Origin of the sequence: Miniphocaeibacter halophilus, assembly GCF_016458825.1 — a bacterium.
GTDB lineage: Bacteria > Bacillota > Clostridia > Tissierellales > Peptoniphilaceae > Miniphocaeibacter > Miniphocaeibacter halophilus.
The window spans coordinates 1607705-1621909 of sequence record NZ_CP066744.1 but is presented as its reverse complement, the minus strand read 5'-3'; the positions used below and the strand labels follow the sequence as shown (position 1 = coordinate 1621909).

The window sequence follows — 14205 nt, the reverse complement described above, 5'->3', positions numbered from 1 at the left end:
ACTTAGTTTTTTGAATTATTATTATTTCTTTTTAAAGGGTTTACAACTTTTTTCTTTATATCTGAAATAGTTTCATTAAATTCTTCCTTATACTCTTTTTTGTATTCTTCAATACCCTTATTAAACTCCTTACTCTTTTTAGGTAATTCCTCTTTAACGAGCTTATCAAATTCCCTTTCTCTTTTACTAAATCTTGATAGTATGTAGGAAATTAAAGTCAAGGAAACTATCAACTTTGAAAAAGTAAGTATATTTAATTTTTCTAATTGTCTTAAAACTGCTCCCGGGGAATTGTCAAAAGTTTCTATAATTAAAGAAGCAAGCAAAATTAAATACGATAAAATAAAAACTAACAATAATGACTCAAATAAGCTCCTATCCAAAGCGTCAAACTTGCTTTTCACTCCCCTAAAATGGTAAATAGGTCTACTTAATAAAAAATATAAGATAATTGTACTTAACGCCCCAAACCAATCATTTTTAAAAGCTGTTAAAGTAAAATCCCATAAATTAGTAAAACCGTTAATAATAAATTCCATAATATCCTCCTAATTATTAAAAATATATTTATAAAATTTAAAAAATATAAACTTACAAATATTTGCCTCAATAAAATCAAAAATGCCATTCACATAATCACTTCCTATTTTCTTTTCTTTAATATTATCAATTACTAGAGAAGTTTCTTGTTTTCTTCTTGAACAGGCTATATTCTTTCTTAAATGAAAATATTTATTTGTAAAATAAAAAATCGCCTAGTATTTAACTAAGCAATTTTTAAAATCTGATTAAATTCCCTTTCAGTAGAAATAGTTTCCCTTACTATATTTTCATAATTTTCTACTATTTCCCTGTAATTAGAAAGTCCTAGGCCTCTTATATCTTCCTTGGTAGAGAAGCCTTCTTGGTATATATTTTGAATATTTACCTTTTCTGTTACAGGATTTTTAACCATAATAGTTGTAACTTTTTCTTCCTGAAGTATTACCAGTTTAATTATTCTTTCCTCTTGTTTATCAACCTCTTCTATTGCATTATCCAGTAATATTCCTAAACATCTTACAAGGTCTGTAGTTTTCATATTTATTCTATCTACTTCATTTAGGACCTCTAGATGAAATTCTATTTTCAACTCTTCCATTTTACTTATTTTGGAAAGAAGAAGCCCCTTGACTTCATTGGATTTTATTTTCTTTAACTGGGTATTTTTACTTATTTGTTTTCCCAACTTTTCTTCAAATTCATCAAATACATCTTTTAAATAAAGTCTAACCCCATCGTAATCCCCATACTTTGCTTGAAGTAAGGCTCCTGTTAGAAGATTTTTATAGTCATGATTATATTTTCTAATATCTTCCTGTATGGATTCTAAGGAATTTATATAGGTTTCTTGTTGAAGGATTATTGTTTCATTTAATTTCTTGTTTTTTTCAAAGTATTTTTTCATTCCATATATAACTATCCATAATCCAATCAGAATATGTACAGAAAATGTTATATATTTATAAATTTTACCATGAAATTCATCTCCAGTTATTATATAATAAATTGGACTCGATTCTAAAATATCTTTAGTCATTTCAAATACAATAAATAATATCTTAAAATTTTTATTATCAAATGCTAATAGAATTGGTATATTCCCAAATTTTTTTAATAATATCCTATAGGCACCAAACATTATTAAAAATACCGTCAACTGAAATATATAATTAATGATAAGAGGATCCTCATATATGTTTGTAAGATATTCATAAATATCAACACCTATTGTTACTACAAATTGATTGGTAACACCTAATATAATAGAACTTAATATATATGTAAATAATCCATCGACATGAAATATTTTCCCGTATAGTATTTTAACCATAAAAAATGTCATAAATAAGTATAAAACCATAGAAAATATGTCTCTTAGTATTAATTGATCATTATAATAAAGATAATATATGCCTAATTGTGTTAACTGCATTATAAAAACAAAACTAATTAGACCTTTAATAAATACTTTTTTTTCTAATTTTATATACATCAATTCACAATACTTTAGAATTATTATTCCAAATAGAATAAATCTTGGAATACCCTCAAAAAAATTAATTAGTTTCATATTTTACCTCTATTTTAAATATATTTTCTATTGTTTTTATTTTTCCTCGTGCAATAGGACATCTTAATCCTGTTTCTAACTCTAGCACACTATCCTTTTTGTTTAAGGATATAATTTTCTTCCTATTTACTAAGACAGACCTATGAGACCGGCAAAAGTCCCCTCCTAATTCTCTTTCTATTTCTCTTATTTTCCCAAAAAATTCATAGGAACGGTCTATTGTATATAGTACAATTCTGTGGGCTTTCTCTGAAGTTTGGAAATATAATATTTCATTATATGGTACTTTGTAAATCGTATCAAAAACTGAAACTGAATAATACTTACTTTCAGAAGCCGGTTCATTAATAAGCCTTTCCTCTACAGAGTCTATTGCTTGGGTTATTTGTTTTATAAACTCCCCTTCATTGTCTTTAATAATATAGTCTAAAGCTTCTAGTCTATACTTAAAGGTCTCCATTAAAAGATTATCATAGGAGGTTATGTAAATAATAAATCCCCTGCTATCTCTTTTTCTAATTTCCTTACCTAGGTCAAATCCATTTAGTTTTGAATTATTAAAATCTATGTCTAAAAAATAAATTGAACGTTGTTGAACAGTATCCAAATTATTTATAAAGTCTTCCGGTTTTTCATAAGTTCCCTTAATTTCAATATCGTAGCCTTGTATTAATATATATTTTTCAACTTCCCTTTTTATTAAGTTTAAAATATATTTATTATCTTCGCAAATATATGCTTCTATCAATGGTATCCTCTTTTCATATAAATATCTAAATCAATTAATTAAAATATTTTATATATTATACCATTTATAAAAAAAATTGGCTATTTAAAGCCAATTTAATTTTTTATTCATCTATTCCATTTTTTCTATAAACATATATAAATATTATGGCCGGAATTATTACCCATGCTGCAAGTACTATCCAATCTTTTGTAGACAGGGCATAATTAATATTTTCTATCATACCATTTAAATAACTATCCAATACTCCCGATATTGTAAGCATACTAATTTTTTCTATAAATTCAGAGAACATGGAAAATGTTGGTAACATTACTAATATTAGAATTATAGGCATTGTCGTTGTAGATACTTGTGCTTGACTTTTACCAAAAATACCAAAAATAAATCCTATTAAAATCATTGATATTATTCCTATTATATTTAGTAAGAGATACATAGGAATATTAATATTACTATAGGAAAACTGTGTTACTAAAGGAGTTACTAAAGCAGTTATTAACATAACTAAAAATGGAATTAAGGCACTTCCTAATAAATAGTCGCCACCTGTTATAGATGATGTCATTAAAGCTCTTAAGGTATGTTTTTCCTTTTCCTCTGCAACCATTGCAGCTGTTAAGGATATTCCAACCATAGAAATATTAAATCCTACTGTCATTATAAAACTATACCCCGGTATTGCTCCCTTGAAAAAATATCCAAATATTAATCCTAATAATATTACCAAAAATGGACTCATTATATAGTAAGTATTTCTTGAAAATATTTTTAATTTTAAACCTGCTATAGCAGAAATTTTTCTAATACTAATATTCATTACTTAATACCCTCCCTGTTAATTTAATAAATACATCTTCTAATGTTGGCTCTGAAGAATGAATTGATTTTACTCTTTTCTTTCTTATTAAATCAAATAGAGTTTCAAGTTCAGGTGAATCCTCTTGAAATGATATATTCTCATTATTGTCCAACATTACTTCAAATGATTGTTTTTGATTATGCTTTAATATTATTTCCTTAGGTTTTCCTTGTTCCACTATTACTCCCTCATTTATTAAGGCAAGATTGTCACAAAGTTTATATGCTTCTTCCATATTATGAGTAGTTAAAAATATTGCTGTACCGGAATTTCTAACTTCAAGTAACAGTTCATGTATTGCTAAGGATGTACTTGGATCTAACCCACTTGTTGGCTCATCTAAAAATAAAATTTCCGGACTATGAACTAAGGCCCTTGCAAGTACCAGTCTTTGTTTCATACCTTTTGATAATTTTTCAGCAGGTTTTTTCTTGTCATTTTCAAGTCCAACTCTTTTTAACAGCCTATTTGCTTCCGATACAGGAACATTGTGAATATTACAATAAACCTTCATATTTTCTGCAACTGTTAATTTTTCATACACTCCACTATTATCTGTTACAAGTCCAATTTTTCCGTAAATTTCAGCTGTAATATTCTTAGCATTTCTACCAAGTATAAAGGCCTCTCCACCTGATGGTTCTAATTGTCCTGTCATCATTTTAATAGTAGTTGTTTTTCCTGCTCCTGACGGTCCTAAAAATCCAAATATTTCTCCGTACTTTATTACGAAATCCAATTTTTTTAAAGCTTGTTTTCCATTAAAGCTTTTAGATATGTTTTTTACTTCTAATGCATTTAAATTTTTGTCCATAACTTCCTCCTAACGATATTTCGTATTTCCATAATACCAATATATAAAATTTTTTATTATTTTTTTCTTGAAATGTTCAATTTCTTTCTTGAATAACATATTTTTTATTATTTATTATAAATTATTAATAAAAGTACTATTATTTTTATTACTTTTAGGTTATTATACAATATGTATGAATTATTATTAGGAGGAGTATATGTCTATTGCTTATGTCTTTGCTCTTTTAGGAGGTCTTGCCCTGTTTTTATATGGTATGGATTTAATGAGTGAAGGATTAGAATTAGTTGCTGGAAATAGGTTACACAATATAATTGAAAAACTTACTTCCAACACTATTAAAGGTATTCTTGTTGGAACTGTTGTTACAGCCATTATACAAAGTAGTTCTGCTACAACTGTTATGGCCGTAGGTTTTGTAAATTCTGGTTTAATGACTTTACAACAAGCTGTTGGAGTTATTATGGGTGCAAACATAGGTACTACCGTTACAGGTCAACTTGTAGCCTTAAACATAACTGAATCAGCACCATTAATGGCTTTTATTGGATTTGCCATGTTTAAATTTATAAACAAGAATTCAGTAAAATATCTTGGTCAAGTTATTATGGGGTTAGGAGTTCTCTTTATGGGAATGACAATAATGTCAGACTCTATGAGTCCTCTACAGGAAAGTGAAACTTTTGTAAATATTATGACAAAAATTTCCAATCCGGTAATGGGTGTATTAGTCGGTACAATTTTTACAGCTGTTATACAATCATCTAGTGCTTCTTTAGGTATTTTACAAGCTTTAGCAAATAAGGGTCTAATTGCTTTTCACGGAGCTATTTTTATTGTTTGCGGATTCAATATAGGTACTTGTATAACCAGTATATTATCGTCATTGGGAAGTTCTAAAAATGGAAAAAGAACTGCCACTGTTCATGTTTTATTTAATGTTTTTGGAACTATTATATTTTTAATACTTTTATATATATTTCCATTTGAAGAAATAATAGTAAAGCTTTCTAAGGATTTACCGGCTGCACAAATTGCAAATATGCATACTTTGTTTAATATATTAGCTACGTTAATACTTTTCCCTTTTTCAAAGTTTTTAGCAACATTAGCTACAAAACTTATACCTGGAAAAGACCCTGCTACAGAAGACCTATCTCTTAAATATATAAACATAAAAAAACATCATGATGTGCCTTTACTTCTTACTGACGTAAAAGCAGAAGTAAAGAGAATGCTGGATATTGCAAAAGAAAATTATCGATTATCTATTGAACTATTCCATAACTATGATGAAAGTAAATATAAAAAATTATTGCATAATGAGGATATAATAAATTATTTAAACTCTAATATTACTAAGTATATTATAGATATTCTTAGCGAATTTATGGACGATTCCACTGCTTCAAGTTTTACAGCATATATGAGAATTGTAAGAGATATTGAAAGAATTGGAGACCATAGTAAGGCTATAGCTGAATATGCCAAAGCTTCATCTGAAAGACAATTAACTTATAGCGATGATTGTTATAAAGAACTTAAATTCTTAGATAAATCTGTAGAACAACTATATACCGTTCTAGAAAATGTTGCAGATCCGGAAGAAAGAAGAGTTTTAAATTATAGCTTAAATAAAAATTTTGAAAATAAAGTTGAAAATTTTAGAAATCTTCATATTGAAAGAATGAAAGATGGAATATGCGATCCTGAAAGTGGAGTTTTCTATGAAAAAACTTTAAGTAATTATGAAAGAATATTTTCATATTTAGATAATATAAATAAGCTATTTGTTTAATTGTTTATTATATATATTTTAAAAAAGCTTATATTCTTAACTAAAAAAAGATACAATATTAATAATATATTGTATCTTTTTTTATTTTAATAATTACTTATATATCGCTTTGAACTCTAAAAGTACAATTGCATTTGTATCTAAAATAAAACTATAATTAAAGCCATCTTGAATACTAACATCAAAAATGGAAATTTTAGGAGTTGACATGGTGCTTAAATATTTTCTTGCCTCTAAGTCTAAAGGATATCTTGATTTAAAATTTTGAAATAAATAGTATATAGCTCCACTATTTCTAGAAAAATCAAATCTTTTAACCTGGTAATAATTACCTTTTATATCCGGAATTTCTATATTATAAAGAACAGTTTTACTTTCTAAGAATCGAATCTGTTCGCTTAAATTAGGATTAAAATAATTTGGATTCCATAGTAAAAGTTGATAGTTATCACCTTCTTGTAATAACATACATTCTTTTCCTAAGAACCTTACATTCCCTTTTAGTCTTGAAGCCAGTAACAAAACATTATATACCGGCTTTTTACCCTTGTAATTATGAAATAGTTCTAAACCATTAAATTTGTTTTCCTTATCAAATTTATAATTCATATAAATTCCCGCATTCAACCAAAATCCATAAGCTTCTATTAACAGGTCTAACTTCAGCACTTCCTGCAAAATAATAGCAGCTCTGAAAAAAGTACCATTGATACTTTGTTTTTCTCCTGTTAAAGTATTCCACTCACTTAAAACTATGGGTATATTGCTGTTCCATTGCTGAACTATATTCTTTATATTTATTATTTCTTTATATACAAATTCATTAAAAAAATCCATATTTGTAATTTCATTTTTATTGTACTTATATATTCTATTAGGATCTGAAGAATAACTTAAAAAGTCACAAAAAGGAACAACTTTTTTTATATAAATCTCTCGCTCTTTTTCACTACTAAATGAATAATTAGGATATTTTAAAGGAATAGATGCACCAATTTCTAACCCATTATCAATTAGTTTCCCCTGTTTATAAATCATTTTAAAAATCGAGTAACTTTTTTCAATATTATCAAAATCAAATATACAATTTATTCTTATATTATTAAAAAACAATTTTCCATAAATATTTTTATAATTTTTGAAAAAATTTAACATTTGCCAATAATAATTATTTTTTTTATTGATTATATCTGAAATTGATATTTGATAAAAAATACCAATGGAGTTTTGTATTAAAGTTTCAACAATAGAATCAAATTTTCCAAATTTAGAAAAAACATAATAATCATCTACTTCATATTCTAAATATGAATCCGGATATGAAGTATATATACTTGATATTCCAATATAATTTATTCCTATATCCTCTTTAATCATTTCTAATTCATCAAAATTTTCGCAATCTAATAATAAATCCAAGGAGCCTACATGAATTATTTTCTTCGGATTAATTTGGCCTCTATTTATAGAAGAATCAATTATAAGTTTTTTATTATTTTCTACTATATATTCTTGTTTTATATTTTCTACCGGTGAATTTATATAGGAATATAAGATTTCAAAAATATCTTTATTTTTTTCCAATTCATCGCTTTTACTATCAGAAATAAAATCTTTAGTATCTCCATTGTTTTGTTTTCTATATTGAGATGGAGTACAACCAAAAACTTCTTTAAATCCTCTTCTATAAGTTCTACCGTTTCCAAAACCATTTTTCAATGCTATTTCCTCTATACTAAGACTAGAATATAATAAATCTTTAAGACTCTTTGTAGACCTTAAGTCATTTAAATATTTGGAAAATAATTCTCCGGTCTCCTCTTTAAATAATTTTGATAAAGTAGATGATGACATATAATATTTTTGCGCTAGACCATCTATACTTATTTTTTTGTCATAATTTTTATCCATATATTTCAATATATCTATTATTTTTTGATTTTTCACATATGTATTTTTTATATCTCTTTCTTTATTAAAATAAGAAATTAAATATAACATAATTTTATTTATAGATATATTCATACTTATATTAGTTGTTGATGAAGGATTTGAATAATACATTAAAAGTCTTGCTAACTCTACCCTCAACTCATTTATAGATCTTGATTTACCTGTTTTTTCTTCATCTGGGAATAGTTCAAAAGTTGCTGAGGTAAATTCATCATAAATAGATATAAAATAGGAATTATTTATAGTAATCATCATCAATATATTACCTACTTCACTAATATTTTCTAGAATGAAACTTCTATTTCTATTTATTATCATAATATTTCCCTTACTCATATTATAGTTATTCCCATCTGAATATATATTTGTAATTCCTTTTAATTGAAATAGAATTGTAGTTTCAAAAGTATATTTTTCTATAATTTTATTTTTATTTAAATCTATATTTGAAATATTAAATTTATTATCGTTCATTTTTTCTCCCCTGTATAATGAACTTAGTCAACAATGGTTCATTATTTTAATTTAATTATATCATAACAGAAAATTAATTGTATGTTAGTAGGTCATTATTTTCCTTACCTCATTAAGAAAATAGAATATAGTTCTTTTTAGAAAAAATCAATATTGTGCAAAGGTTTTTCATGGTATATTATAGTGCTACAAGATACATAAAATTTATTAATATTTTGGAGGTTATTATGCAAGAAAAGAAAAAAATCTTTTATGGTTGGTGGATAGTAGTAGGTTCTATTCTAGTAACTGCTACAGTAGTTCCTAGTGTAATGGCAACTGCAGGACTTTACCAGGATTCAGTTGTAAAAGAATTAGGTATAAACAAAAGTACCTTTGCACTAAGTAGTACAATTTTACAAGGACTAGGTATATTTGTATCACCATTTATATCTAAAAAACTAGCAAATGGAAATATGAAAAGGATACAAAATATTAGTGTTGTTTTATTTGCATTAGTATTTGCTACATACGGCTTAGCTCAAAGTCCAATTCACCTTTATATTACTTCATTTGTATTAGGAATATTGTTTTTGTCCTCAGCAATGTTACCAGTACCTATGATGGTAACAAATTGGTTTGTTGAAAAAAAAGGATTAGCCATGAGTTTAGCTATGGGTGGAATAGGTATAGGAGGAGCTGTTCTTGGACCAATTCTTAGTTACTGTATAGGTAATTTTGGTTGGAGAAAAGCATATTTTATTATGGCAGGAATCATATTCATAATAGCTGTTCCAACTTCTATATTTATCTTTACTAAAAAACCTGAAGATAAAAACTTAAAACCTTTAGGCTACTCGGCTGATTCTACACAAAAAACTAAAAATAATTACAACGTTGTTAAATTAGGACTAAGTACTAAAGAAATATTTAAGAAATCATTTTTCTACATTTTATTATTTGGAATGATTTGTAACGGATTAATTAATACCGGTGCTTTGCAACAAATACCACCTGCATTAGGAGAAATGCATACCCCAGCTATAGCAGCTTCAATTTTATCCTTATATTCTCTAATTGGAGTATTTGGAAAATTACTTATTGGCTGGATTAATGATAAATTCGGACTTATTGCAGCAATTCTATTTGGTGGAACTTCATTTACTCTATGTTTTATAAGTATGCTTTTTGCTGAAAAAACAATGTTTTTATATGGAGTAGCTGTATTCTTAGGATTAGGAATGGCTATAGGTAATGTGCTACCACCTTTAATTACATCAGAAGTATTTGGACAAGATAAATACGGAGATATATATGGATATGTAAATAGTACAGTACAATTAGGCTTATCCTGTGGAACTTTATTAGTAGCATCCATATATGATGTAAGTGGTTCTTATAAAGTAGCTTGGATGGTAATGGCTATAATGACAGTATTAACAATAGTAAGTTGGATATATTCTTATATTAGTTCTAAAAAATATAGGATTAATAACAATACTAAAACAAAAGAAAAAATCACTTTATAATATTTGAGGAGGAAAATTATGAGTAAAATAGCATTGGACTATATAGATAATAAGAGTAATGAATTAAAAGATTTAGCTATGGATATTTGGAAAAATCCAGAAGTGGCATTTAAAGAAGTCAAAGCTTGCAATTGGATTTCAGAATATTTAGAAAAAGAAGGATTCAATGTAGAGGTAGGAAAATTTGGTGTACCAACATCAATAAGAGCTACTTGGGGTGAAGGTAAACCAGTAATTGGTTTACTAGGAGAATATGATGCACTACCTGGTATGAGTCAAAAAGTTAGCACAGTAAAAGAATCTATTAAAGATGGAGATCCAGGACACGCATGTCAACACAATCTACTTGCTGTTGCACATTTAGGTGCTGCCATAGCTTTAAAAAAAGAAATGGAAGAAAAAAACTTAAAAGGCACCATTGTATTCTATGGTTGCCCTGGTGAAGAAACTCTTACCGGCAAAGGTTTCATGGCTAGAGGTGGAGCTTTTAAAGATTTAGATGTAGCTTTTGCCTGGCATCCCGGAACATCAAATATTGTTTTAAGAGGTGTAATGACTGCATCAAATTCTTTTAAATTCCATTTTAAAGGCATTACTGCTCATGCTGGTGCTGATCCACAAAATGGTAGATCTGCCCTTGATGCTGTAGAACTTACTAATGTCGGAGCAAACTACTTAAGAGAACACGTTACTGATGATGTGAGAATTCATTATGTTATTACCGATGGTGGACAAGCACCTAATATCGTTCCCGACAAGGCTTCTGTTTGGTATTATGTTAGAGCATTGAATAGAGAAACTGTAGAGGACACCTATAATAGATTAATTAAGGTTGCAAATGGTGCGGCAATGATGACTGAAACAAATGTAGAATTAGAATATTTGGGCGGTTGTTATGAAACCCTTAATAATAAAGTTCTAGGTGATTTATTGCTTGAATCTATGAACGAAATACCGGCTCAAGAATGGTCTAAGGAAGATATTGATTTTGCAAAAATTTTAGAAGAGAATAAAACTAATAAAGAAGGGGCTTTTGAAACAGGTAATACTGAAAATGTATATTTATTTAGTGGAAAACCTATTGACGGAAAATCAAATAGTTTCAATTCTACAGACGTTGGTGATGTACAACATATAATCCCGGGAACTATGTTTATGACAGCAACTTCTAATATCGGTGCGGCAGGTCATAGTTGGCATAATACAACATGTGCTGCTACAGAAATCGGTTTTAAAGGAATGTTATATGCTGCAAAAATAATGGCAGACTCATCTTTGAAAATAATAAACGATCCATCTATAGTTGATAAGGCAAAAGAAGAATTTGAAAAATCAATGAGCGGAAAAGAATATAACTGTCCGATTACTGATGATGTTATTTTTCCAAACTAAATTCATATTAATATTATTATAAAATAAAAATGCCCTAAAACTTATTATAGTTTTAGGGCATTTTTATTTTTATTTATTTAACTCTTCTAATAGTTCACTTACTTTTTTGTTTTTTCTAGGGTCAATAAAATCCCTATCTATTTCAACTATTGGTTTTAAAACAAAATCCCTATTATACAAATCAATATGAGGAATTTTCAAATCATCTTCGTCTATAATTTCATTACCGTAATAAATTATATCCAAATCAATAGTCCTAGGCCCCCAAGTTATAAGTCTTACTCTTTCAAGTTCAGCTTCAATTTGAAGTAATTTCTTTAATAAATCCCTTGGAGAAAGTTCTGTGTCTATTTTTATTGCCATATTTAAAAAATTATCTTGTTCTGTATAGCCATAAGGCTTTGTTTCTAAAATAGAAGATCTTTTTAATACTCTACCAACTCTTTTATTTATTAAATCAATTGCATCTTCTAAATATTTATTCCTATCTCCCATATTTGAGCCTAAGGCAATAAATGCTATCATAAAAATTCCTCAACCATTCTTACAGCTTCAAGATTTTCTTTTACATCATGAACTCTTGCTATTTCAATTCCCTTTGTTCTTGCATAAACTGAAATTCCAATTGTACCAAATAGTCTATCTTTTGCATCTTCATAGTTTAATACTTTTCCTATAAATTTTTTTCTTGAAACTGCTAATAAATGTGGTAAATTTAGTGTATCGAAATAAGATATATTTTTTAATAATTCTATGTTATGTTCTGCATTCTTACCAAATCCAATACCTAAATCAATTATAATTTTATTTTTTTCTACACCATTTTCATAAGCGTAATTAATTTGTCCTTCTAAAAATTCATAAACCTCTTTTACTACATTATCGTAATGGGGTTTAACATGCATTGTTTTCGGTTTACCTTTTATGTGCATTAAAATTAATGGTACTTTTGTTTCCGCTATAACTTTTACCATATTTTCATCAAAGGTTAGTCCTGAAATATCGTTTATTATGTCTACTCCATTTTCAATTGCCGCTAAGGCAGTTTTTGATCTATATGTGTCAACAGACAATAGTACCTCCGGATACAATTTTTTTATTTCTTTTATTACTGGACAAACACGATTAATCTCCTCTTCGGCATCTACCGGATCAGAACCAGGTCTTGTTGATTCTCCACCGATATCTAAAAATGTAGCTCCTTCTTCTATTAGCTTTTTGGCTCTTTTTATTGCATCATCGGTATTATAGGTCCTTGAACCTGAATAGAAAGAATTATCTGTTACATTAATTATTCCCATAAAATCCATTTTTTTTGAAAACTCTTTTATTCTTCCGTCCTTTAAAGTTATGTGCTTCATTTAAGCATCGCCTCACTTATTATTTTTGCAAAAGCATTATGATTATGAATGCTTTCAAAACTTTCCACTAATATTTTATATCTGGTTGCTATTTTATTTTCATCTAATTGAATTTTGACTTCTCTACAAACATCTTCAACAAATCTAGGATTTTCATAAGCATATTCTGTTACATATTTTTCATCCGGTCTTTTTAAAAGTGCATATACCGGTGATGATGCAGAATCTTCAGAAATTTTTACTAAATCTTCTATCCAAATAAATTCATTAGACCTAACAGTTATGGAAATGTTTGCTCTTTGATTGTGTGCACTAACTTCTGAAATTTCTTTTGAACAAGGACATAATGTTGTTGCAGGTGTATTGACAGTCATTTCAAATTCAAAGGTATCACCTAACCAAGCCTTATATTTTACTCCAACATTAATATATGAAATCTTCTTTGAAACAGGAGCTTCTTTTTTTATAAAATATTCAAATTCAAGTTCTATGAAACTCTTTTTTGCTCCTAGTTTTTCCTGTATTACTGCCAGTATATTCTTTATATGTTTCAAATCTATTCGATTATTTTTTTGAATTATATCTACAAATCTGGACATATGGGTCCCTCTTTGGGAAGGATCCAAGTCTACGGAAAGACTTATTTTTGCATGAGTAGTTTGCCATTTTCCATCTTTGTTTTTAATTTCAATAGGAAACACTAAATCTTTAATTCCTACTTCATTTAAATATATATCTCTTTCATCAACTTGTTGTTGGACATCTTTCATTAGTTGCCTCCTTATTCTCCTCTATAAACAATTCCAGATGTTTTTGTTTCCCATACTTCTATTTCATATAATCTACAATTATCTCTTTTTACCATTGGTTCTAATTTATTCCAAATATATTCTGCTATATTCTCAGCAGATGGCTGCTCTATAAAGTCATTTAAATAACCATGATCAAATTCATATAATATTTTTTCATTTACTAGGTGTTTTAATTCGACAAAATCAAATATCATATCCTCTTTGTCTTTAGTACCTTCAAGTTTAACTACTAATTTATAGGTATGCCCATGTAGTCTCTCACATTTTCCTTTATAATGGACTAAATTATGAGCTGCATCAAATTCAAATTCTTTTATTAATATCATAGTTGCCTCCTCTTGTTCTATTTATAATTTTAACATTAAATTCT

13 protein-coding genes are annotated in these 14205 nt (G+C 27.5%); 3 read left to right on the top strand and 10 right to left on the bottom strand.

The features are described from left to right. Positions 1-2 precede the first annotated feature (2 nt). From JFY71_RS07945 to JFY71_RS07925, 5 genes are all read right to left on the bottom strand, one after another. Positions 3-539, bottom strand: coding sequence for a hypothetical protein (locus JFY71_RS07945; RefSeq protein WP_243660276.1), 537 nt, complete (start codon positions 537-539; stop codon positions 3-5). 227 nt (positions 540-766) lie between these two features. After that, positions 767-2113: a sensor histidine kinase gene (locus tag JFY71_RS07940; protein WP_243660275.1), complete on the bottom strand. Its 1347-nt coding sequence runs from the start codon at positions 2111-2113 to the stop codon at positions 767-769. Then, positions 2100-2861 carry a LytR/AlgR family response regulator transcription factor gene (locus JFY71_RS07935; protein WP_243660274.1) on the bottom strand — a complete coding sequence of 254 codons (762 nt, stop codon included), beginning with the start codon at positions 2859-2861 and terminating at the stop codon, positions 2100-2102. Before JFY71_RS07935 ends, JFY71_RS07940 begins: the two co-directional genes overlap by 14 nt. A gap of 103 nt (positions 2862-2964) precedes the next feature. Further along, on the bottom strand, positions 2965-3681 hold the full coding sequence (locus JFY71_RS07930) for an ABC transporter permease (protein ID WP_243660273.1): 717 nt from the start codon (positions 3679-3681) through the stop codon (positions 2965-2967). Continuing rightward, positions 3671-4537: an ABC transporter ATP-binding protein gene (locus JFY71_RS07925; protein WP_243660272.1), complete on the bottom strand. Its 867-nt coding sequence runs from the start codon at positions 4535-4537 to the stop codon at positions 3671-3673. Before JFY71_RS07925 ends, JFY71_RS07930 begins: the two co-directional genes overlap by 11 nt. 199 nt (positions 4538-4736) lie before the next feature. Between JFY71_RS07925 and JFY71_RS07920 the strand changes: the two genes are divergently transcribed. After that, positions 4737-6335 carry a Na/Pi cotransporter family protein gene (locus JFY71_RS07920; RefSeq protein ID WP_243660271.1) on the top strand — a complete coding sequence of 533 codons (1599 nt, stop codon included), beginning with the start codon at positions 4737-4739 and terminating at the stop codon, positions 6333-6335. A 93-nt stretch (positions 6336-6428) separates the two neighbouring features. On the opposite strand, the gene JFY71_RS07915 is transcribed toward JFY71_RS07920, so the two are convergent. Then, entirely contained in the window at positions 6429-8762 is a 2334-nt protein-coding gene (locus tag JFY71_RS07915) for a helix-turn-helix domain-containing protein (RefSeq protein WP_243660270.1), read from the bottom strand. Between the two features lie 227 nt (positions 8763-8989). On the opposite strand from JFY71_RS07915, the gene JFY71_RS07910 reads away from it, so the two are divergent. After that, positions 8990-10270, top strand: a complete 1281-nt coding sequence (locus JFY71_RS07910) for an MFS transporter (RefSeq protein ID WP_243660269.1) — start codon at positions 8990-8992, stop codon at positions 10268-10270. Positions 10271-10288: 18 nt separating this feature from the next. Beyond that, positions 10289-11662: an amidohydrolase gene (locus JFY71_RS07905; RefSeq protein ID WP_243660268.1), complete on the top strand. Its 1374-nt coding sequence runs from the start codon at positions 10289-10291 to the stop codon at positions 11660-11662. A 69-nt stretch (positions 11663-11731) separates the two neighbouring features. On the opposite strand, the gene folK is transcribed toward JFY71_RS07905, so the two are convergent. Genes folK through queD form a run of 4 tightly spaced genes read right to left on the bottom strand, consistent with a single transcriptional unit; the run spans position 11732 to position 14161 of the window. Then, positions 11732-12187, bottom strand: a complete 456-nt coding sequence (folK, locus tag JFY71_RS07900; RefSeq protein ID WP_243660267.1) for a 2-amino-4-hydroxy-6-hydroxymethyldihydropteridine diphosphokinase — start codon at positions 12185-12187, stop codon at positions 11732-11734. Continuing rightward, entirely contained in the window at positions 12184-13023 is an 840-nt protein-coding gene (gene folP, locus JFY71_RS07895; RefSeq protein WP_243660266.1) for a dihydropteroate synthase, read from the bottom strand. The genes folK and folP overlap by 4 nt, the downstream gene beginning before the upstream one ends. Continuing rightward, positions 13020-13793: a GTP cyclohydrolase FolE2 gene (folE2, locus tag JFY71_RS07890; protein WP_243660265.1), complete on the bottom strand. Its 774-nt coding sequence runs from the start codon at positions 13791-13793 to the stop codon at positions 13020-13022. Before folE2 ends, folP begins: the two co-directional genes overlap by 4 nt. Positions 13794-13804: 11 nt before the next feature. Beyond that, positions 13805-14161 (bottom strand): 6-carboxytetrahydropterin synthase QueD, encoded by a 357-nt coding sequence (gene queD / locus JFY71_RS07885; RefSeq protein ID WP_243660264.1) that lies wholly within the window; start codon positions 14159-14161, stop codon positions 13805-13807. Positions 14162-14205 lie beyond the last annotated feature (44 nt).

Coding starts and splice junctions, on each gene's coding strand:
- JFY71_RS07945 (WP_243660276.1), bottom strand. CDS start 539: ATGGAATTTATTATTAACGGTTTTACTAATTTATGGGATTTTACTTTA.
- JFY71_RS07910 (WP_243660269.1), top strand. CDS start 8,990: ATGCAAGAAAAGAAAAAAATCTTTTATGGTTGGTGGATAGTAGTAGGT.
- JFY71_RS07915 (WP_243660270.1), bottom strand. CDS start 8,762: ATGAACGATAATAAATTTAATATTTCAAATATAGATTTAAATAAAAAT.
- folP (WP_243660266.1), bottom strand. CDS start 13,023: ATGAAGCACATAACTTTAAAGGACGGAAGAATAAAAGAGTTTTCAAAA.
- queD (WP_243660264.1), bottom strand. CDS start 14,161: ATGATATTAATAAAAGAATTTGAATTTGATGCAGCTCATAATTTAGTC.
- JFY71_RS07930 (WP_243660273.1), bottom strand. CDS start 3,681: ATGAATATTAGTATTAGAAAAATTTCTGCTATAGCAGGTTTAAAATTA.
- JFY71_RS07940 (WP_243660275.1), bottom strand. CDS start 2,113: ATGAAACTAATTAATTTTTTTGAGGGTATTCCAAGATTTATTCTATTT.
- JFY71_RS07905 (WP_243660268.1), top strand. CDS start 10,289: ATGAGTAAAATAGCATTGGACTATATAGATAATAAGAGTAATGAATTA.
- folE2 (WP_243660265.1), bottom strand. CDS start 13,793: ATGAAAGATGTCCAACAACAAGTTGATGAAAGAGATATATATTTAAAT.
- JFY71_RS07925 (WP_243660272.1), bottom strand. CDS start 4,537: ATGGACAAAAATTTAAATGCATTAGAAGTAAAAAACATATCTAAAAGC.
- folK (WP_243660267.1), bottom strand. CDS start 12,187: ATGATAGCATTTATTGCCTTAGGCTCAAATATGGGAGATAGGAATAAA.
- JFY71_RS07920 (WP_243660271.1), top strand. CDS start 4,737: ATGTCTATTGCTTATGTCTTTGCTCTTTTAGGAGGTCTTGCCCTGTTT.